Origin of the sequence: Acinetobacter sp. YH12227 (assembly GCF_013417785.1) — a bacterium.
GTDB classification, from domain to species: domain Bacteria; phylum Pseudomonadota; class Gammaproteobacteria; order Pseudomonadales; family Moraxellaceae; genus Acinetobacter; species Acinetobacter gandensis.
This window is the reverse complement of record NZ_VPDH01000035.1, coordinates 17,044-37,394: the sequence shown is the minus strand read 5'-3', so window position 1 is coordinate 37,394 and position 20,351 is coordinate 17,044. Positions and strand designations below refer to the sequence as shown.

Here is a 20,351-nt window from a genome sequence, read left to right as displayed (position 1 = left end):
GTTGCCATGTCACTGAATACTCGTCCTAGAAAAGCGTTAGATTGGCTTACACCATTAGAGAAATTTGCTCAGCTTGTTGATTATCATAAGACTTTTCAAACTGTCGCACCTCATGTTTGAATTCGCCTTCTTTACTAAAATGATCCTCAGAATGCATAATTTTTTCTCTAAATCATTATCTGTATCTATAAAATTTGAGTGTAGGCTGTAATGAAAAAAAATTTATAGTTCAAATATCTTCCATTTGCATACTTCAAATACCATTACATCTTATAATACGAAATTAATATTCTCCCAAATTAATATATCCTTGTGTTTCAATGAAAAAACTCATGAACAACCCTGAAAATCTGGTTGTTGAAATGTGCAAAGGACTTGTACTGGCTCACCCTGAGCTTCAATTTAATGAAGCCTATAAAATCATTTCAAGAAAAGAAAAACATAACAATGTTGCTCTCATCAGTGGTGGTGGTAGCGGTCACGAACCTGCCCATGCAGGCTTTGTAGGCACAGGCATGTTAGACGCTGCTGTGTGCGGCGACGTATTTGCATCTCCGTCGCAAATTCAGGTTTATAAAGCCTTACAGCAAGTCGCAACTGACAAAGGCGTGCTAATGATCATCAAAAACTATTCTGGCGATATGATGAATTTCCAGAATGGCGCAGCCCTTGCGACTGAAGACGGCATTAAAGTTGACTATGTAAAAGTGGCAGATGACATTGCGGTTAAAGACAGCCTATATACAGTCGGTCGTCGTGGTGTTGCAGGCACAGTATTTGTACATAAGATTGCAGGCGCAGCAGCATCAAAAGGCTTAGAACTTGCAGACGTAAAAGCGATTGCTCAAAAAGCTGCGGACAACGTCATTAGCCTTGGTTTTGCTTATAGCTCATGTACTGTTCCAGCCAAAGGCACGCCAACGTTTACTTTGGCTGATGACGAAATGGAATATGGCGTCGGCATTCACGGTGAACCCGGCATCCGTCGTGAAAAAATCTTGCCATCCAAAAAAATGGCACAGCGCATCGTGGATGACCTGTTCCTTGACCGTCCAGACATGAAAGAAGTTGCAGTCTTGGTCAATGGCTTTGGTAGCACACCGCTGCAAGAGTTGTATGTCTTTAACCATGATGTATGCGAACACCTTGCACGTAAAGGCATCAAAATTTACCGCACATTTGTCGGCAACTATATGACCAGTATCGACATGAATGGTGCATCTGTGTCCTTGCTTGCTGTCGATGATGAATTGAAAACTTACCTCGATGCAGCAGCCAACACCCCTGCATTTAAAATGGATGGTTCAGCAGCACAGCCTTTAACTTTTGTGTCCAAAGATTCTTCAGCCGAAGCTGTAGTAAACACCCAAGTTGAAACACAGCCTGAACATGCGGTGATTAGCAATGAGCAATTCACCATCGAAAACATGCGTTATGTGGTGGATGTGATGTCTGCCTGTATCATTAGAAATGAAGTGCTATTCTGTGAGCTGGACGCGCATGCAGGTGATGGCGACTTCGGTATGAGCGTGGCGAAAGGCTTTAAGCAATTAAAACGTGAATGGCAAAGTCTGATTCAAGCGCAGCAGATGGATGAATTCATGCTGAACTGCTCAATGATCATTATGGAACATTGTGGTGGCGCGTCTGGCCCAATCTGGGGTTCAGCATTCCGTGCGGCAGCGAAATCAATTCAAGGCAAATCAGTTTTAACTGTCGCTGATTTTGCCGAGATGCTGCAAGCAGCGGTCAAAGGCATTCAAACTACAGGTGAGCGTTCATTTGGACGCGGCGCAGTGGTGGGTGATAAAACCCTGATTGATGCACTTGTGCCATGCGCAGATTCTTGGTCTGCCCATACAGATAAAACCTTTAAAGAAAACTTTGTACTTGGTGCAAAAGCGGCGGTTCAAGGCGCTGAAAATACCAAAGAGATTGTAGCGCGTATGGGTCGTGCAGGAACTGTGGGCGACCGCAGTCTGGGTTACCCTGATGCTGGCGCACATGGTTTGGGTGTTATCTTTAGCGAGATTGCAACCTTGATTAAATAATTTTGCATCCGATGAAGATGCAATCAAAAAGCACCGTTTATCGGTGCTTTTTTACTTTCAATTTTATCTAAAAACTTAACACAATTAAGCAGATACAAAGTAGAAGGATTTGCTAATTTAACTATATAACAATAAGAGGGATAAGAGATGGATATCACTCAAATTTTCATCCATGACACGACATGGAGCTTTGCTGCTGAAGTTATCTTACGCAGCATCATTATGTTCGTTTTAATTATCGTTTTTTTACGCCTTACAGGGAAACGTGGCGTTCGTCAGTTGTCTATTTTTGAGGTCGCGATCTTACTCGCTTTAGGCTCAATTGCTGGCGATCCGATGTTTGAAGAAGATTTACCCATACTTCAAGCCCTCATCGTGATGTCCGTTGTCATAGGCTTATATCGTGTCATTACGTGGCTCATGATGAAATATCAGCCCTTTGAAGATTTAATTGAGGGTAAGGCCTTATACATTGTTGAAGATGGTGAATTGGTCTTAGAGAAAATCAAACAAGGAAAAATGTCGCATGATGAATTTTTCTCTGAAATGCGTCAGCAAAATGTTGAACATTTAGGGCAAGTCCGCGTCGGTCTATTAGAAAGTGATGGCAAATTTAGCATCTTATTTTATCCACCTGAGCAAGTACGCTATGGACTACCGCTCTTCCCCAAACCTTACAAAGCCGTTGCTGACATAAAAATGCATCATCTCTATGCCTGTACACATTGCGGTAAAACTATGTATATCCATGGCGCACAAGATGTTTGCCCACGATGTGGATGCTGTGATTGGGCGGAGGCAATCAATACTCAACGACTCGCTTAAAACAGTCGTGCGCTCCATGAATCAGATCACATAAAATGGATCTGAGCTGTATTTCAATTATGGCACTCTAAATAAAGTCCTTCGAAATAATTTGTCATGTATTTGCACCACAGAATAACCGTCACTTTGAGCAAAATGACCCATTGATAGGCAAATTTTAAAGCTGTGTTCTTCTCAACATTCATCCCATTTGCACAATAACAACGTGCCAAAAAAAATTGACCGTTCACCGTAATATCAGCGAGTAAACTCAAATACATGCCCACATTTCTCGCATTCCGATGAAAATTCAAAAATATTCGATGCCCTGAATTAATCCCTTTTTGGCGCTATAAAGTTAAAAAGAGTTTCAAACATATTCACTTTTCAGCCTTTTCCATTTAAGAATCATTTAGTTAATTTTCTCTTGTAAATATTGATGCGCATCTTTTTGGTGCACTTTTAAGCTTTAAATGCAAGTCTTTGCTTTATATCGAGTCTTATGTATTTTTAAGTTTTTTTAATCAAAATTTCCCTAGCGCCAATCTCTTTTCCATTTTTTTTCGCTCGATATACTGAAGTTCTTTTCGTGAACTAGCGCACTAAACTGGAACACCTTATGCAAAATATAGATCTCCTCTTTCTCCTTCTTGGTGCAGTCTTGGTTCTTGCCATGCATGCAGGCTTTGCATTTTTAGAATTAGGTACCGTACGACATAAAAATCAGGTCAATGCGCTCAGTAAAATTCTGACTGACTTTTCTATTTCCGCAATTGCATACTTTTTTGTGGGTTATTACATCTCTTATGGGCACCATTTTTTCCATATTGGAGATACGCTTGCAGCCGATCATGGCTATAACTTAATGCGTTGTTTCTTTTTACTAACCTTTGCAGCCGCAATTCCTGCCATCATTTCTGGCGGCATTGCAGAACGTGCCAAAATGCGTTCTCAAGCAATCGCAACGTTATTGTTGGTTGCTTTGGTTTACCCATTTTTTGAAGGCATGGCTTGGAATGGTAATTTCGGACTGCAAGCTTGGTTAGAACATCAATTCGGTGCAGCTTTCCATGACTTTGCCGGCTCTGTAGTGGTTCATGCAATGGGCGGTTGGATCGCTCTTGCTGCAGTACTTTTACTCGGTGCGCGTCATGGTCGTTACAAAAAAGATGGCCGTATCAGTGCGCATCCACCATCAAGTATTCCTTTTTTGGCACTCGGTTCTTGGATTCTCATTGTCGGTTGGTTTGGCTTCAACGTAATGAGTGCTCAACGGCTTGATGCAATTTCAGGATTAGTCGCGATTAACTCTCTCATGGCGATGGTCGGTGGCACATTGGCGGCAAACTTCATGGGTAAAAATGACCCCGGTTTCCTACACAATGGTCCGTTAGCAGGTTTAGTCGCTATTTGTGCAGGTTCTGACGTGGTTCACCCTGTAGGTGCCTTAATCATTGGAGCAATTGCTGGAGTGATCTTTGTAAAATTATTCACTTACACGCATAACAAACTCAAAGTTGATGATGTACTCGGCGTTTGGCCACTACATGGTGTCTGTGGAGCTTTTGGTGGCCTAGCTGTAGGCTTATTTGGGCAAAAATGGTTAGGCGGCTTAGGTGGTATTTCAATGATGTCGCAAATCATTGGTACATTCTTAGCCATTGCGATCGCACTAATTGGTGGATTTATCGTTTACGGTACATTAAAAGCTGTAATGGGTATCCGCCTAGATCAAGAAGAAGAATTCCGTGGCGCTGATTTAAGTATTCACCGTATTTCAGCCAACTCGGATGAAAATATGTTTTAAAAATGACTAAAAACAGCGGCACTGGATGCCGCTTTTTTTATGCTGCCTTTATTTCAAATAGGGCCAAAGCTGATCGAGCTGTTGAATTTTATGCCGAATATTCGTCTGTTGATGATCATTTAAAGGATGAAAACCTTCCAATAAGACAGCCTGCATGCCCGCCTGCTGCGCACCATAAATATCATTTACTGGATGATCACCCACAAATAAACATGCCTCAGGATCTACATTAAGTTGCTGGCTAGTATGTTGAAAAATTTCAGGTTTGGGTTTACTGATCCCGACCAATTCCGAACTAATCACAGCATCAAAATATGGCGCAAAGCCCAGTCCATTTAAAATATTGAGTCGCGTTGCATGCCCCCCATTAGATACCACTGCTAATTTATACTGCTGTTGCTTCAACTGTTTTAACAGCTCTAAAGCCCCGTTCATCACGACAGCAAACTGCCCAAATTTTTGAAACCAAAATTGTGTCAATTCATCAAAATCTACGGGCTGCTGCCATTCCAATTCCTGCTGTAAAGCATCAGCCACAGAAGCACCGATACTTGGGTAAGTAAGTAATTCTTTTTTGGGATAGCCCCCATTATCAATACGATTAATAATGCTTTTAATATGCGCTACGTCAACTGTATTCAAATGCTGCTGATAATAGCTTGCTAAATGCTCTGCGTATGCTGCCACACTTTGGTCACGGTGCGTTAAGGTATTATCAAGGTCAAAAAGCACAGCTCGAATAGTCATAATTTTCAGCATTTAAACGTTTTCGAAACTTTAGCACAGCCCAATTTTCAACTCATGCAACATCTGAGATATGTATATCTCATAGATAGGATTACATTATTAAGACTGATTTAAGCTGAGTTTTATCTAATAGCGCTTATGTAACAATAACAAAGCGATTGCTATGCCCTCATCTCGCCATTTTTTGCTCTACCAAATTATTTTTTTGATTATCAGCTTTTTGTTTTTAAGCTATTTTTTTCCTGTCGCAGGGCAACTCGACCAAACCTTAATCCAACCGTGGATGGATGCTCAGGGTGGCTTTCCATACCGTAATGATTGGTCTCTTGCTGTACTGAATCATAAATACGTGAAAGAGATCCTAATCGCGGTCTATGTATTTTACGTAGCGGCATGGTTGATGAGTTTTAAACATAATGCTTTGAAAGCACGTCATCGTGAATTGGGCTATTTTTTTATCGTGGCCATACTTAGTACAGCACTCATCGGTTTAATCAAATCACATTCACCACATGCTTGCCCATGGAATATGACCAGTGCAACAGCGCAAGGTTTTATCTGGAAATTTAATACAACCAATGGACATTGTTTTCCAGGAGGCCATGCTGCTACGGGCTTTGCCTTAATGACTGGTTATTTTGTCTACCGGCTGTCGCGACCTGCACGAGCTTACTTCTTTTTAATTACAGGCATCATTTTAGGTTTTTGTTTTGGTTGGGCTCAGATGATGCGTGGTGCACATTTTCTCAGTCATAATCTATGGACAGCATGGTTTATTTGGGCCTTTAACACAGTCATTTATACATTTGGCTGTCGTTATCTACCCACAGAAAAAATCAAAACTGCCTATAAACACTTTGAATGGATATAGGCTTTATTAACAAATTGTAAATTAAAAAAATTAGGCGTTTAAAGGTTTTAGCGGAATCTGAATCGTTACTTTCAAGCCACCTAGCGTTTCACTTTTCGCAAAATCTAAATGTGCACCAATATGCGCAGCGGCCTTATCCACAATCGCCAAACCTAAACCACTACCTACTTCTTCATGATTATAAATACGATAAAACCGTTTACGGATTTGTTCATATAAAGCAGGGTCAATACCAGGCCCACTATCTTCAACCACGACTAATGCTAGTTCTGCTTGTTGCATTACCGACACATTAATTATCCCTTGTACAGGCGTGTATTTAATCGCATTATCTATCAAATTAAAAATAATCGAATGCACAGTCGGCTCTAGACTATATAAAGCAATACTCTGCTGCTGCTCCATGCCCAAATCGATATCTTTTTGCATTGCTAGATGAATCAATTGTTCAACACAGTTGGCCGCAACTTGTTTCAAGTCAAATGTCTGTTTACGCTCTAACTCAAACACCGAGGCATCTTGTTTGGCCAAACTTAAAAGTTGGCTAACCAAATGCTGAATCCGAATTAATCCTTTACTTAAATTATGCAAAGCTTCGTCTTGTGGGAACTTTTGCAGCAAAATTTGCATTTGTAAATTTAAAGCTGTAATTGGCGTACGGAGTTCATGTGCAGCATCGGCAATAAATTGACGCTGTTCCTGTTGCGACAACAAAATACGTTCAAATAAATGATTCATCTCGTGAATAGTTGGTGCAATTTCTTCAGGATACTGCTCATGTGAGATGGCAGAGAGTTCAAATGCATCACGCTTTGCCAACTCTTGTTTAAAGTCTTCTAAAGGTTTTAAACTGCGCTGGATTAACCATCCCAATGCCAACAAAGCAAACGGAATAAACACCAAATATGGAATGAACATATTCCCTGCTAATTCCACTGCCAAATGTTGACGAACAGATTCCTGTTGACTCACCTGAATCTGCATATCACCTAAGGGTAAAATATAAGTATGCCATTCGTCCTGTGGGGTGTTATGGGTATAAAAGCCCGCTTCTTCTACAGGCGGTACCAACAGTTTTAAATGATGCGTTTGATGTGCTTTCGACTCATAAGTCCATACATCAACGAATAAATCTTCCTCATGATAGCGCTTATGTTGATCAAACTGACTTTTGGTTGGCTTCGGATCATGTGCAGCGACGCGTTCAGCCAAATTCTGCATTTGCGCATCGAGGATTTCGTTAATCTCTTCAAGTGCCGTTTTATAAGCAGCAAAAACCAGAACACAGCCCAAAAGTAGACTGAAAATAGATACATAAACAATCAGCCTCTTTTTCAGTGAATACGATTGGTGCTGCTGCATGAAAGATTAATCCTGTTTTAACCGAGTCGGTAGCCAAGTCCACGAATGGTACGAATAAAGTCTTTATCCAATTTTGAACGAAGGTGATGTACATAAACTTCAATGGTATTACTACTGATATCACTGTCAAAATCATAAAGTTTATCTTCCAAATTTGCTTTGGAAAAAATTTTATTCGGATGCGTAACCAATGGAATTAAAATTGCCCATTCACGGTTAGACAAATCGACATATTCACCTTTATAACGTGCCAAATGCTGCTCTACATCTAACACTAACTCACCATGCTTTAAAATCTTTTGAGTCGCTTCAGGTGCATTGCCACCCGCGCGTCTTAATAAAGCAAAAATTCGTGCCAACAGCTCATCAAACTCATAAGGCTTAATCAAATAGTCATCTGCACCTTGATTTAAACCATCGACACGGTTTTGTAATTGATCACGTGCAGAAATAATCAGTACTGGCAAATTTGGCAACATTTGACAAATCTGTTTTAACACTTGCATGCCATCCATCATTGGTAAACCTAAATCCAGTAAAACCAGATCGATACCACCTTGTTGGATGCGCTTTAAGCCATCAATTCCATTATTCACCCATTCCACATCAAATTGTTGATATGCCAATAATGTTTTGGTCGATTCGGCAATCATGAAATCATCTTCAATGATTAATATTTTATGCATGGCTTAGATCCTGCTCTGTGCACTTTGCGCACATTGTTGCAACATATCGTTCTTTTCATTTTTCACTTGGGTTTGTACACCAAGCAAACTCAAAAGTGAGGGGAATAAATTATCCTGACTCAATTTTTGGCTTTTTTGTCCTATTAAACAAGCATATTGAGCAGAATTATTTTTCTGCCATTCGGGCGAAAACCACATCAACATCGGTACATGCGTTTGTTGCGAAGGTGCAATCGAATACGGTGAACCATGTAAATATAAACCATGTTCACCTGTTGATTCGCCATGATCAGACAAGTACCACAAACCAGTTTGGTAGTTGGCTGTCCCTTTCAAAGTATTCATCAGTTCACTTAATACATGATCTGTATAAACAATGCTATTGTCATAACTATTCACGAGTTCGGTTGAACTACAGCCTTGAATTGCATTGCTGTCACAGGTCGGCTTAAATTTTTGGAATGCTTTTGGGCTACGTTTGAAATATGCAGGTCCATGACTGCCCATTTGGTGTAGAACAATTAACCGTGGCGACACATCATCCTTTGGAATGCGGGCAATATAATCTTTTAAACCATCAACCAGAATTTCATCAAAACACTCACCATCTGCATCACACCATTTTTGCTTCAATGCCTCTGGAAATTCATATTTTTCCACACGGGTACACGTCCCTTTACAACCTGAATTATTATCCATCCACGTCACTTTATAACCCGCACGTTGTGCAATATCCAACAATCCTTCACGGTGATCAGCCAATTGTTCATCATAATCTGTACGTGGCATACCAGAAAACATACATGGAACCGATATAGCAGTCGCAGTACCACATGAGCTCACTTGATTAAAGTTAATAATTTTTTGTTGGCTCAATTCAGGGTTGGTATTTTTGCTGTAGCCATTTAAAGAAAAGCTTTCCGCACGTGCTGTTTCACCCACAACCAGCACCATTAATTTAGGTAGTTTCCCAGTACTGGTTCGTTCAATCAGATGTGCATCTTCCCCATACAACACCAAAGGTAAATTTTTCTTAGGCGCTTTTTTATGGTAGTACGAAAATGTCGATGCAATGGTATTTTGCGGTGACAACATGCCTTTCAAATCCCGATGCTCACGAAAGATCGCTGCATAATCTACAAAATAGATAAAGAGCAAAGCGCCCATCACTGTAAATGACAGCACGATATTCACAAGTTTTTTTAAAACTTCACGCTTAACAGTTTCTTGTCGAATTGGAATCAACACAATCGCCAAGATCGGTAACAAGACCAGTCCTGTTAACCAAATAAAGAAGTTAGGAGAGATGAGATCGTTGACTTCTTTAATATCCGTTTGCATCATATTTTGTACTTGATCAGAAGTGATGGTTACTCCCAAACTATTGACAAAATAGGCACTAAAACCACCCACCAAGACAAATATACTGGCCAATAATTTTACATTCCAACGCCATTGCAATAATTGCATCAACACATTGTAAAGCGCCACAACCACCACCACGGTTGCCGCAATAAAAAGGCTGGCCTTTAGCCCTGTATATGGGGTCAGAGTTTGCATTTGTTGATAAAAGCCAATGTTCAACACCACACCTAACCATATGGCAAGGATGAAATTGAACTGGCTTAGGCTGATACTCGGAAGTTTTTGCTGGAATCGCTTTATGACATTAGGCATATTGGCATCAATATTGTTCTTTGATGGCTTAATGTAAAAATTGAAACTTAAAAATGACTTAAAACAAGCTGATGCCAACCATAACTGTTGAACTCCATCGTCATAGCAGACTAAATGACCTAGTATTTTGACGATCTTGTTCTTTTCGCTGCATGCTTTGCTTTGTAGATGGAAGATTGTATTTTTTACTGACTCACTCGCCTTGAGTATCGTCAATATTTGCCATGCTGTTTTTTACTGTTTTAGTTGATAAATACAAACTTAGAATAAATCACTATTTAAAGATCATTTTGCTCATGTTTTATGACTTTTCCCCACATCAATATCGGTACTAGGCTGCACGCTGCCAAAGCTGTGATCAAATATAAATACGTGCTATATCCCAGCACATCTGCAAATACGCCACTCACACTATACAATCCACCACTCACCGTCGCCATCAACGCAACTTGAAAAGTAAAATCTGTGCCTGCAACTGCTTTACGACTATATTGCATGACTAAGGTCAGCATCACGACCAAGAGCATGGCTGAAACCATATCTTCAAAAGCATTAATGAAATAAATTATCCAAGCATCTACAAGTCGCTTTAATTCGTATTGCAAACCTAACCATGCATAAGCCATTAGGCTGATGATTTTTAATATCGAAAAACCAATCAAGGCATGTACACGCGAGAGATACTTCAAACTATAACCGGCTAAACCTGCCCCAACGAGTGCAGCAATAGCACCCAACATCGTCACATAGATTCCAATTTGACTAAAACTCAAACCTAAATCCACCATTAACGGTTTGAGCAGCGGCCCAGCAAAACCATCTGCAATTTTAAAAGTCAGCAGCACCAGCAGCCACATACGAAGTGTTTTGGTTTGGGTAAAATAAATCAGATACTGTTTTACAACTTGCCATAACGTTTGTTTGTTTACATGTGAATGCTGAGAGACGATCTGCTCTTTTTTAGGCTCTTGGTAAAACAGAATGGCTAAAGTATTTAAAAATACGATACCTGCTAAGCATAAAAAAGTTGTTTGCCAATGCAACCAATCCAGTGCCCAAAGTACCGCGCCACCACCGACAATAAAACCGAGACGCGATCCAACAACTTGAAATGTATTGCCCCAATGCTGCTGATCAGATTTTAAAATATTCACTGCCAAGCCGTCAGTTGCGATATCTTGCGTGGCACCCACCAAATTCAGGCTGAGCAGTACCACAAAAAACATCAACAGATATACAGGCTCATCTAAACTGGCGATCGGTAAAAAAGATAAAATAATCAGGATGATGACACTTAAAAATTGGGTCGGAATAATCCAACTGCGATAATGCCCATAGCGCTTTGAACCTTGTCGGTCTACCAATGGTGCCCAAAGTATTTTGATTGACCAAGGCAGCATCAATAAGCCAAAACCACCTATATGTGCCAGTGATACCCCCTGAGCTCTTAATATGACAGGCAAGGCATGTGTCATAAACCCAACTGGCAAACCTTGTGCCCAATACAGGGAAAATAATAGAACATAGAGTTGGCGGTTTGAAACCATAAACGTCCCTGTATCAAATAAGCAAAAATATGCAGTAAGCAGCTAAATCTACAGCGATTATGCCAATGAACTCCAATTCACGACAACATATGATATGAATAACCTTATCTCAGTTAATGATTCAGCATTGATCTAAATTTTTTTATTAACCAATCATTTTTAAAAAAATTGTCAATTTAAGGTATCGCTCTAAAACTTTTACAGAATATAAAATGAATAATAAAACACATACTAATTTTCCTGAACTACCACCTCTCGTTCCATCGCGTGGATCTATTTATAGTCGTGCCATTTTTAAGCGTCTATTTTTAGCACAAGGTTGGCGCTTTGTTGGTGAATTTCCTAATTTACCTAAAGCCGTAGCGATCATCTCACCACATACCTCTAATATTGATGCTTGGCACGGCTTTCTCGCTTTACTTGGCATTGGTTTGAAAATCACCATCTTTGGCAAAAATAGCTTGTTTGATACCCCACTCAAACATTTACTTAATTGGGTGGGAGTTATTCCTGTCAATCGTGAAAACCCTAAAGGTCTAACTAATGAAATTGCTAACATTATTCAAGCAAACAAACAAATTTGGATTGGTATGGCACCCGAAGGCACACGGAAAAAAGCCGATAAAATTCGCAGTGGCTTTTATTACATTGCCCATGCATCTCACATTCCAATTGTGATATTTTCTTTTGATTACGCACAGAAGACCATCCGTTGCTTAGGCGTATTTCATACCACTGGTAATTTTGATACCGATCTGAATGACATACTCAACTTATATCAAGGACAGTTTTCTCCTCGCAATCCAGAGTGGTTGGCGCTACCGTTACAAAAGCACTGGAAAAAGCCCTAGTCAAAACCTTCATTTTTTGATGAGATGAGCACTTTGTTTAATTAACAATCAGATTTCCAAAATGAAACTCGCACATTATTTTCTTCCAGGCCTGTTGGTACTTGGTCTTGTCGGTTGTGATTCAGCAACTAAAAAACCAGCTACTCCAACTCCAACCCCAGTAAAAGCTCGTGAACCAGTTATTGCGATTGCACTTGGCGGTGGTGGTGCAAAAGGCTTTGCGCATATTGGCGTTTTAAAAGTCCTTGAATCACATGGCATTAAGCCAAAAATCGTGACCGGTACGAGCGCAGGAAGTTTTGTCGGCAGCCTCTATGCAAGTGGTAAAACCCCTTACCAAATGCAACAAATCGCACTGAACTTTAAAGAATCTGATATTCGTGATCTAACTTTAAATAGCCAAGGCATTATACAGGGGCAAAAATTACAAGACTTTGTGAATAGAAATATTGGCAATAAACCAATTGAACAATTCCCGCGTCGTTTTGCGGCTGTCGCGACACGTTTAGACAACGGTAAGAAAACCGAATTCATTCGAGGGAATGCAGGACAGGCTGTACGTGCCTCGTGCAGTATTCCTAACGTATTTGTTCCAGCCACCATTGCAGGTGTCAAATATGTTGATGGTGGTTTAGTGAGTCCAATTCCTGTAAAAACTGCGCGTGATATGGGTGCAGATATTGTGATTGCCGTTGATATCTCAGCCCGACCTGATGGGACAAAAGCTGTCAGTATGTTCGGTCTACTTGACCAAACCATCAATATTATGGGGCAGCAAAGTATTAATGAAGAATTGAAAAATGCCAATATCGTGATACAGCCTAAAGTCGGTCATATTGGTACACTCGATTTGAAATCCAGCAATGCCACCATTTTAGAAGGTGAAAAAGCTGCACAACTAAAAATTGTCAGCATTGAAAAAGCTATCAGCAACTTTAAACAATCGCCTGCTGCATTTAAACCGGCGCCAAGAGCCAAAATTTAATTCAGCGATTTTTTTAATATTCATTAGCTTATACATCTGCTACATTGATATAGATGCTGGTTCATCTATATCAATTACCCAATATAAGAGTAGATGTATGGAATTTATTATAGAACCTTGGCACTGGTTCGTTCTGGGTGTTGCATTAATCCTGTTCGAATTGATTTTGCCTTCTTTTGCCGCACTCTGGTTTGGTGTATCGGCCATTTTGGTCGGCATTTTATATTGGATTTTTCCTTCAATGGACTTTAATGTCCAAATCATTATTTGGATCGTACTTTCCATCCTATGCACTTTTTCGTGGTTTAAATTTATTAAGCCCTTATCTACCGATAAAACCAAAGCTGGACTTTCTCGTGAAGCCACTATTGGACAAGTCGGCATGGTCATCCAAACCCAGCTAAATCATGGTTCAGTTAAAGTTCGTTTTCCTATGCCTGTACTTGGCTCTGATGAATGGCACTGTCGAACTCAAGATCAGCTCGAAGTGGGCGATCGCGTTCGAGTCATCGACATCTTAGGCAACGATTTAGTGGTTCAGCGCCATAGCAGTAGCCAAAATGACAATCTATAAATAAGAGAGAAATCAAATGTCAGGTGTTTCAATTGTTTTTTTAGCCTTCCTTGTTTTTGTGGCTGTCACCATCTTTAAAGGTGTTCGGATTGTGCCTCAGGGTTTTAAATGGATTGTGCAGCGCTTAGGTAAATACCATACTACCCTCAACCCAGGCCTAAACTTTGTCATTCCTTATATTGATGAAGTGGCTTATAAAGTGACCACCAAAGATATCGTGTTAGATATTCCATCTCAGGAAGTGATTTCACGTGACAATGCCGTACTATTAATGAATGCAGTAGCGTATATCAATCTCACTACGCCTGAAAAAGCGGTGTATGGTATTGAAAACTATACGTGGGCCATTCAAAACTTAGTACAAACCTCTCTACGTTCAATCGTAGGTGAAATGGACTTAGATGATGCGCTGTCATCACGTGATCATATTAAAGCCAAACTCAAAGCTGCAATTTCAGATGATATTTCGGATTGGGGTATTACCCTTAAAACTGTCGAAATTCAAGATATTAAGCCATCTCACACCATGCAAGCAGCCATGGAAGAGCAAGCTGCAGCTGAGCGTCAACGCCGTGCAACAGTGACTAAAGCTGATGGTGAAAAGCAAGCAGCTATTTTAGAAGCTGATGGTCGTTTAGAAGCGTCTCGTCGTGATGCTGAAGCACAAGTGGTTTTAGCTGAATCTTCACAACGCGCGATTGAAATGGTGAGCTCAGCCGTCGGTGATCAAGAAATTCCTGTGGCATACCTGTTGGGTGAGCAATATGTCAAAGCCATGCAGGATATGGCGAAATCCAATAATGCGAAAACTGTGGTTCTACCAGCCGATATTCTTAATACCATTCGTGGTGTGATGGGCCGTAACCAATAATTTTTTGATTTCACAAGCTTCAAATGGGCAGCTAGAGACTGCCCATTTTTTGTGGTCACTGCGAAAATTGAAGCAAAAACAGTAAATTTATGTTTAAATTTCCCGTTATTTTTTGACGTATCAGGATCTTAAGCCTCTATTTACCAACATAATCAAGTAAATTCCGCTTAAATCCTCCGTTTTAAAAGCACTTGTCCAACGCCAAAACGGATATCGTATGAGCTCCCTAAATCCCACCCTAATTACTTTCCTCTTTTATATTGTCGCCATGGTCGTGATTGGTTTACTCGCATATCGTGCAACGAGTAACTTTTCTGACTACATTTTGGGTGGCAGACGCTTAGGTAGCTTTGTTACAGCGCTATCTGCCGGTGCATCCGATATGAGTGGCTGGCTACTTATGGGTCTACCCGGAGCAATCTACCTTTCAGGACTTTCTGAAATGTGGATTGCCATTGGCTTAATCATTGGTGCTTGGCTCAACTGGTTACTGGTTGCAGGCCGTCTTCGCGTACATACTGAAGTACAAAATAATGCGTTAACACTCCCCGACTATTTTTCTAATCGCTTTAATGATCAGAAAAAAATTCTGCGTATTGTTTCTGCCGTGATCATTTTGATTTTCTTTGCCATTTATTGTGCTTCAGGCATGGTTGCAGGTGCACGCTTATTCGAAAGTATGTTCGGCATGTCGTATAGCACTGCCCTATGGATCAGCGCAATTGCTACTGTAAGTTATGTCTTTATTGGTGGTTTCCTTGCTGTAAGCTGGACTGACACCATTCAAGCGGGCTTTATGATTTTCGCCTTATTACTCACCCCTATTGTGGTGATGTTATCGTTCTCAGACTTAACACAATTCACCATGGCACTTGAAGCAGCACGCCCTCAAGCCATGGATGTTATTGGTGATCTGAGCTTTGTCGCGATCATGTCACTTTTAGCATGGGGTTTGGGCTACTTTGGTCAACCACATATTCTGGTACGCTTCATGGCAGCCGATTCAGTTAAATCTATTCCAAATGCGCGCCGCATTGGTATGACTTGGATGACACTGTGCTTAGGTGGTGCTGTAGCTGCTGGTTTCTTTGGTATTGCTTACTTCCAACAACATCCAGAACTTGCGGGTGTGGTAAGTACCAACCCTGAAACGGTGTTTATGGAATTAACTAAAATTCTATTTAACCCTTGGGTTGCAGGTATTGTACTTGCAGCAATCTTAGCTGCCATTATGAGTACACTGAGCTGCCAGTTGCTCGTCTGTTCAAGTACGCTCACTGAAGACTTCTATAAATCGTTCCTTCGTAAATCAGCATCGCAAACAGAGTTGGTTTGGGTTGGCCGTATTATGGTGCTATTGATTTCAATTCTTGCCATCTACATGGCTGGTAATCCTGATTCAAAAGTTTTAGGTCTTGTTGCTTATGCATGGGCAGGATTTGGTGCCGCATTTGGTCCACTCATTATTTTGTCATTGTTTTGGAAACGTATGACGTTGAATGGTGCTTTAGCAGGTATGGTTGTCGGTGCTGTGATGGTGATTTTATGGAAAAACGTTTGGGGCGATACAGGCGTTTATGAAATCATTCCTGGCTTCATCTGCTCACTCATTGCAATTGTCGTTGTCAGCTTAATGGGTAAAGCACCTTCTAACGAAATTACAGATAAATTCGAAGAAGCAGACCGCATCTATAAAGAAAGCATTTAATCGGTTTTATATCGATCAAAAAGGACGCTCAGCGTCCTTTTTTTAAATCAGAAATTTTTATTTTACTGAAAAAAAGCCCATAACATCATGCAATGTTATGGGCAGTTCATCGTGCTTAATTTAGCTTTTTCGATTTAGTAAAAACTGCGTAATCTTCAGCAATTCTGTAGCATCATCACCAAAGTATGCTAAGGCATTAACAGCTTGATTATGTAATGTCTCAGCGTATTCTTTTGCTTGTTCTAAACCCAACAATGCAGGATAAGTCGATTTATCAACTTGTTGGTCTTTACCTGCTGTTTTTCCAAGCACTTCTGTATCTGCAATAATATCTAAAATGTCATCTTGAACTTGGAACGCTAAACCAATAGCAAGTCCAAACTCACGTAGTTTTGGAATGGCTTGATCTGTTCCATTAAAAATCGTCACTGCTGCCATCATAATTGCAGCAGAAATAAGTGCGCCAGTTTTATTACGATGAATATTTTCCAGTTGTTCTTGATTTACGTGCTTACCTTCGGCTTGTAAATCCAGCACTTGTCCATTGACCATTTTAGAAGTCGCAGTCGCTAAAATCTGCATTTGCTTTAATACAATTGGAGCGTCTACAGCAGCACCCTGATCAAATAAACGACTACCCAAAACTTCAAATGCCATCGATTGTAAAATATCACCTGCCAATAACGCGGTGTCTTCACCGAATGCCACATGACATGTCGGTTGACCACGACGTAATAAATCATTGTCCATGCATGGCAAATCATCATGTGCCAATGAATAACAATGAATAAACTCAATTGCCACCGCTGCTCGGCGAACTGCCGCAGCATTTTGATTCGGATTTAATGCAGCTGTTGCATAGCAAAGTGCCGGACGAACACGTTTTCCACCCAACATCACAGCATGATACACCGCACCTTTTAACGGTTCTGGAATAGCAAAAGCATCCAGTGCTGTTAGTAAGTCCTGTTGAATACGCTCTTGCGCTTCAGTCAGGGCATAAGTAGAAACATCTGTTAATGAGGACACATTCACCTCGAATATTTAAATCGACTAAAATCTAGTATGTTTAGCAAACCCGTTGCTAAACCTATGGTCATTTTGACTTGTTGCATGATACTGCTTTCTGTACGTATTCTCTATGCTCATTGTCAAATCTGCTTATTAATCATTCACTGGTCTATTTATCTCTTCACATTCGATAATTTTTAAAAAGCACCATTAACATTCGAATAAATTAATACCGTCACCGTCGCTATAACAAGTACAATTTTTAGAGCTATATTTTGCTTGATATAAAGCTTGATCTGCTTTGGCCAAAGTCTCAGCTAAGACCCCATCTTGATATTGATGTGCAACGCCGCATGAAATCGAAAGTTTCAGAACCTTATCAGCATAGTTTGCAGACATAGCTGAGACTTGATGACAACATTGCTGTGCTATATGACATGCATCTTTTAATTGCATATCTGGCAACGCAATTACAAATTCTTCACCACCAATTCGAAATACGTAAGCATCCTCCATGCTTTCAATCACACGCATTAAAATTTGAGCAGATTTCACTAAAATTTCATCGCCAAAATCATGTCCATAAATATCATTAATCTGCTTAAAGTTATCTAAATCACACATAATCAAACTCATTTCAGATAAGTCTTGGCGTGCAAGTTTGAGTTGCCATTCTTCTATCTGCAAATCAAAACCACGACGATTCAGCACTTGAGTCAAATGATCGATATAGACTTGTTGCTTCAACAATTGATTATGTTGCATTAATTTCTGTTCAGATTGTTTTAAATTGGTGATATCTGCACAACACAGCATGACATGTTTTAACTGACCATCATGTAAATAATGCGGTTTTAAAGTCAGCCAATAGTGTCGTTCACTTTCCGAATAAATAAACGGTTCAATATGCTCCATCTCTAAGCAACGCAAACTAAATTCAGATTGATTCGGCTGTACACTCAACATTATTTCGAGTTTATTGGAGATGAGTTGACTTAAGTCTGTTCGAAAACTACGTTGAAAAAGTTGATTCGCACACAATAAGTCAGCAGTTGCGGAAAAAAGCGCAGCAGGCATTGGCAGTGCATCAAGGACTGCTAAATGTTCTACTGAAAGTTCCTGTTTTATTAAGTCATTTTTAAGCATGTTCGAGCCAGTTTTTTCAGGGTATAGCTATGCGGAATGCTATCAAATAAAATGTGACAAATATCACTCTATTCTTCTAATATTAAATGCAGTACATATTATATTTAAATATATACTAAATAATGCTTTATATATTTATTAAAAGAATAAAGGCAAAAAAAAAGCCCCTGCTGAGCAGAGGCTTATTAAAATTTTTATGTAAATTAATCGAGTGCATCCGCTGGTATACGCACCCAACCTTCCATCAATACACGAGCACTGCGACTCATCACTGCTTTTTTAACCACCCACTGGCCATTCTCATTCACCGCTTGAGCACCTACACGTAGCGTCCCAGATGGATGCCCAAAGCGAACAGCTTCACGCTCGCCTCCACCTGCTGCCAAGTTTACCAAAGTACCTGGTATAGCAGCAGCTGTACCAATAGCCACCGCAGCTGTTCCCATCATGGCATGATGCAGTTTACCCATTGAAAGTGCGCGAACTAATAAGTCAGTATCAAGTGCCGTAATTTCTTTAGAACTAGATGATGTATAGGCTTTAGGTTTCGATACAAATGCAATTTTTGGCGTGTGCTGGCGTTTTTCAGCTTCTGAAATATCTGCAATCAATCCCATTTGCACTGCACCATAGGCCCGGATTTTTTCAAAACGTGCTAAAGCTTTTGCATCACTATTAACAGCATCCTGTAATTCAGTGCCGGTATAACCAATCTCTTCGGCATTTAAGAAAATCGTTGGAATACCTGCATTAATGAAAGTTGCAGCAAAACTTCCTTCATCAGGAACCGTTAGTGTGTCCACTAAGTTGCCTGTAGGAAACATTGCACCACCATCTTCACCGTCATCAGCAGGATCTAAAAACTCAATTTGCACTTCAGCTGCAGGAAATGTCACACCATCTAATTCAAAATCACCAGTTTCTTGCACTTCTCCATTGGCCATTGGTACATGTGCAATAATGGTTTTATGAATATTGGCTTGCCAAATACGAACGGTGCATAGACCATTTTCTGATATGCGTGCAGCATCCACTAAGCCATTCGATATTGCAAAAGCCCCAACAGCCGCAGTCAAGTTGCCGCAGTTCCCACTCCAATCAACAAAGGCTTTATCAATCGATACCTGCCCAAACAGATAATCAACATCGTGATCCGCTTTTGAACTTTTCGCTAAAATTACAGTTTTACTGGTACTAGAGCTTGCACCACCCATACCATCAATTTGTTTACCATAAGGGTCTGGACTACCAATGACTCGCAGTAAAATTTGGTCACGCACTTTGCCCGCTTGCTGTGCAGCGACAGGTAAATCATCAAGCTTAAAAAATACGCCTTTACTTGTACCACCACGCATATAGGTTGCTGCAATTTTAATTTGGGGTGCAAAACTCATTTTTATTGAATCCTTGGATATTTATCATTGTGTTCTAGCAGACCATTCTTTTCTGCGTATTGGCATCATACAATGTTTAACTGAAGTTTTAACAATCACATGACTTAAGTATAAAAAAACAACACTCAATACCTTTTTCATATAAGCTAGACATCTGCCAATTCATTTAAAATAAAATTAATCTATTGATTGATATAATTTTAATCTAACAATACAACTTAATTATTAATTATATTATTCATAAATATTTTTCATATAT

General features: G+C 40.1%; 17 protein-coding genes and 1 pseudogene. 10 read left to right on the top strand and 8 right to left on the bottom strand.

The window, feature by feature from the left end; translation table 11 throughout:
- From FTV09_RS09450 to FTV09_RS09435, 4 genes and pseudogenes are all read left to right on the top strand, one after another.
- Nucleotides 1-120, top strand: a pseudogene (locus FTV09_RS09450) (IS30 family transposase); the annotation flags it as partial.
- Between the two features lie 200 nt (nucleotides 121-320).
- A complete protein-coding gene (dhaK, locus tag FTV09_RS09445; RefSeq protein WP_180058161.1) occupies nucleotides 321-2,051 on the top strand; it encodes a dihydroxyacetone kinase subunit DhaK in 1,731 nt (576 codons plus the stop codon).
- A 147-nt stretch (nucleotides 2,052-2,198) separates the two neighbouring features.
- Entirely contained in the window at nucleotides 2,199-2,876 is a 678-nt protein-coding gene (locus tag FTV09_RS09440) for a DUF421 domain-containing protein (RefSeq protein WP_180058160.1), read from the top strand.
- A 598-nt stretch (nucleotides 2,877-3,474) separates the two neighbouring features.
- Complete coding sequence (locus FTV09_RS09435; RefSeq protein WP_180058159.1) at nucleotides 3,475-4,662, top strand: ammonium transporter; 1,188 nt, start codon at nucleotides 3,475-3,477, stop codon at nucleotides 4,660-4,662.
- Nucleotides 4,663-4,710: 48 nt separating this feature from the next.
- Here FTV09_RS09435 and FTV09_RS09430 read toward each other — a convergent pair whose 3' ends face one another.
- A complete protein-coding gene (locus FTV09_RS09430; RefSeq protein WP_180058158.1) occupies nucleotides 4,711-5,409 on the bottom strand; it encodes an HAD family hydrolase in 699 nt (232 codons plus the stop codon).
- Between the two features lie 163 nt (nucleotides 5,410-5,572).
- Here FTV09_RS09430 and FTV09_RS09425 point away from each other — a divergent pair, with 163 nt between their 5' ends.
- Nucleotides 5,573-6,280, top strand: coding sequence for a phosphatase PAP2 family protein (locus tag FTV09_RS09425; RefSeq protein ID WP_180058157.1), 708 nt, complete (start codon nucleotides 5,573-5,575; stop codon nucleotides 6,278-6,280).
- Between the two features lie 30 nt (nucleotides 6,281-6,310).
- On the opposite strand, the gene FTV09_RS09420 is transcribed toward FTV09_RS09425, so the two are convergent.
- The 4 genes from FTV09_RS09420 to FTV09_RS09405 form a co-directional block, all read right to left on the bottom strand.
- Nucleotides 6,311-7,642 (bottom strand): ATP-binding protein, encoded by a 1,332-nt coding sequence (locus FTV09_RS09420; protein ID WP_180058156.1) that lies wholly within the window; start codon nucleotides 7,640-7,642, stop codon nucleotides 6,311-6,313.
- A gap of 17 nt (nucleotides 7,643-7,659) precedes the next feature.
- Nucleotides 7,660-8,328: a response regulator transcription factor gene (locus FTV09_RS09415; protein ID WP_180058155.1), complete on the bottom strand. Its 669-nt coding sequence runs from the start codon at nucleotides 8,326-8,328 to the stop codon at nucleotides 7,660-7,662.
- A 3-nt stretch (nucleotides 8,329-8,331) separates the two neighbouring features.
- Nucleotides 8,332-10,005 carry a phosphoethanolamine transferase gene (locus FTV09_RS09410; RefSeq protein WP_180058154.1) on the bottom strand — a complete coding sequence of 558 codons (1,674 nt, stop codon included), beginning with the start codon at nucleotides 10,003-10,005 and terminating at the stop codon, nucleotides 8,332-8,334.
- 278 nt (nucleotides 10,006-10,283) lie between these two features.
- On the bottom strand, nucleotides 10,284-11,552 hold the full coding sequence (locus tag FTV09_RS09405; protein WP_180058153.1) for an MFS transporter: 1,269 nt from the start codon (nucleotides 11,550-11,552) through the stop codon (nucleotides 10,284-10,286).
- A 212-nt stretch (nucleotides 11,553-11,764) separates the two neighbouring features.
- Between FTV09_RS09405 and FTV09_RS09400 the strand changes: the two genes are divergently transcribed.
- The 5 genes from FTV09_RS09400 to putP all read left to right on the top strand — a co-directional run bounded on the left by FTV09_RS09400 (nucleotide 11,765) and on the right by putP (nucleotide 16,541).
- Entirely contained in the window at nucleotides 11,765-12,403 is a 639-nt protein-coding gene (locus FTV09_RS09400) for a 1-acyl-sn-glycerol-3-phosphate acyltransferase (RefSeq protein WP_180058152.1), read from the top strand.
- Between the two features lie 61 nt (nucleotides 12,404-12,464).
- Entirely contained in the window at nucleotides 12,465-13,388 is a 924-nt protein-coding gene (locus FTV09_RS09395; protein WP_067762680.1) for a patatin-like phospholipase family protein, read from the top strand.
- 97 nt (nucleotides 13,389-13,485) lie between these two features.
- Nucleotides 13,486-13,962, top strand: coding sequence for an NfeD family protein (locus tag FTV09_RS09390; protein ID WP_067762681.1), 477 nt, complete (start codon nucleotides 13,486-13,488; stop codon nucleotides 13,960-13,962).
- Nucleotides 13,963-13,978: 16 nt separating this feature from the next.
- Nucleotides 13,979-14,833 (top strand): SPFH domain-containing protein, encoded by an 855-nt coding sequence (locus FTV09_RS09385; RefSeq protein WP_067762682.1) that lies wholly within the window; start codon nucleotides 13,979-13,981, stop codon nucleotides 14,831-14,833.
- Between the two features lie 217 nt (nucleotides 14,834-15,050).
- Nucleotides 15,051-16,541 (top strand): sodium/proline symporter PutP, encoded by a 1,491-nt coding sequence (gene putP, locus FTV09_RS09380; protein WP_180058151.1) that lies wholly within the window; start codon nucleotides 15,051-15,053, stop codon nucleotides 16,539-16,541.
- Nucleotides 16,542-16,661: 120 nt separating this feature from the next.
- On the opposite strand, the gene FTV09_RS09375 is transcribed toward putP, so the two are convergent.
- From FTV09_RS09375 to prpF, 3 genes are all read right to left on the bottom strand, one after another.
- Complete coding sequence (locus FTV09_RS09375) at nucleotides 16,662-17,570, bottom strand: polyprenyl synthetase family protein (RefSeq protein WP_067762684.1); 909 nt, start codon at nucleotides 17,568-17,570, stop codon at nucleotides 16,662-16,664.
- A gap of 192 nt (nucleotides 17,571-17,762) precedes the next feature.
- On the bottom strand, nucleotides 17,763-18,698 hold the full coding sequence (locus FTV09_RS09370) for a sensor domain-containing diguanylate cyclase (protein ID WP_067762685.1): 936 nt from the start codon (nucleotides 18,696-18,698) through the stop codon (nucleotides 17,763-17,765).
- Between the two features lie 203 nt (nucleotides 18,699-18,901).
- Entirely contained in the window at nucleotides 18,902-20,092 is a 1,191-nt protein-coding gene (prpF, locus tag FTV09_RS09365) for a 2-methylaconitate cis-trans isomerase PrpF (RefSeq protein ID WP_180058150.1), read from the bottom strand.
- Nucleotides 20,093-20,351: the final 259 nt, after the last annotated feature.

Bases quoted from the DNA above. Each gene is read 5' to 3' on its own strand.
- FTV09_RS09385 (WP_067762682.1), top strand. From the start codon at position 13,979: ATGTCAGGTGTTTCAATTGTTTTTTTAGCCTTCCTTGTTTTTGTGGCT.
- FTV09_RS09370 (WP_067762685.1), bottom strand. From the start codon at position 18,698: ATGCTTAAAAATGACTTAATAAAACAGGAACTTTCAGTAGAACATTTA.
- putP (WP_180058151.1), top strand. From the start codon at position 15,051: ATGAGCTCCCTAAATCCCACCCTAATTACTTTCCTCTTTTATATTGTC.
- FTV09_RS09390 (WP_067762681.1), top strand. From the start codon at position 13,486: ATGGAATTTATTATAGAACCTTGGCACTGGTTCGTTCTGGGTGTTGCA.
- FTV09_RS09425 (WP_180058157.1), top strand. From the start codon at position 5,573: ATGCCCTCATCTCGCCATTTTTTGCTCTACCAAATTATTTTTTTGATT.
- prpF (WP_180058150.1), bottom strand. From the start codon at position 20,092: ATGAGTTTTGCACCCCAAATTAAAATTGCAGCAACCTATATGCGTGGT.
- FTV09_RS09395 (WP_067762680.1), top strand. From the start codon at position 12,465: ATGAAACTCGCACATTATTTTCTTCCAGGCCTGTTGGTACTTGGTCTT.
- FTV09_RS09435 (WP_180058159.1), top strand. From the start codon at position 3,475: ATGCAAAATATAGATCTCCTCTTTCTCCTTCTTGGTGCAGTCTTGGTT.
- dhaK (WP_180058161.1), top strand. From the start codon at position 321: ATGAAAAAACTCATGAACAACCCTGAAAATCTGGTTGTTGAAATGTGC.
- FTV09_RS09430 (WP_180058158.1), bottom strand. From the start codon at position 5,409: ATGACTATTCGAGCTGTGCTTTTTGACCTTGATAATACCTTAACGCAC.
- FTV09_RS09400 (WP_180058152.1), top strand. From the start codon at position 11,765: ATGAATAATAAAACACATACTAATTTTCCTGAACTACCACCTCTCGTT.
- FTV09_RS09405 (WP_180058153.1), bottom strand. From the start codon at position 11,552: ATGGTTTCAAACCGCCAACTCTATGTTCTATTATTTTCCCTGTATTGG.
- FTV09_RS09410 (WP_180058154.1), bottom strand. From the start codon at position 10,005: ATGCCTAATGTCATAAAGCGATTCCAGCAAAAACTTCCGAGTATCAGC.
- FTV09_RS09440 (WP_180058160.1), top strand. From the start codon at position 2,199: ATGGATATCACTCAAATTTTCATCCATGACACGACATGGAGCTTTGCT.
- FTV09_RS09420 (WP_180058156.1), bottom strand. From the start codon at position 7,642: ATGCAGCAGCACCAATCGTATTCACTGAAAAAGAGGCTGATTGTTTAT.
- FTV09_RS09415 (WP_180058155.1), bottom strand. From the start codon at position 8,328: ATGCATAAAATATTAATCATTGAAGATGATTTCATGATTGCCGAATCG.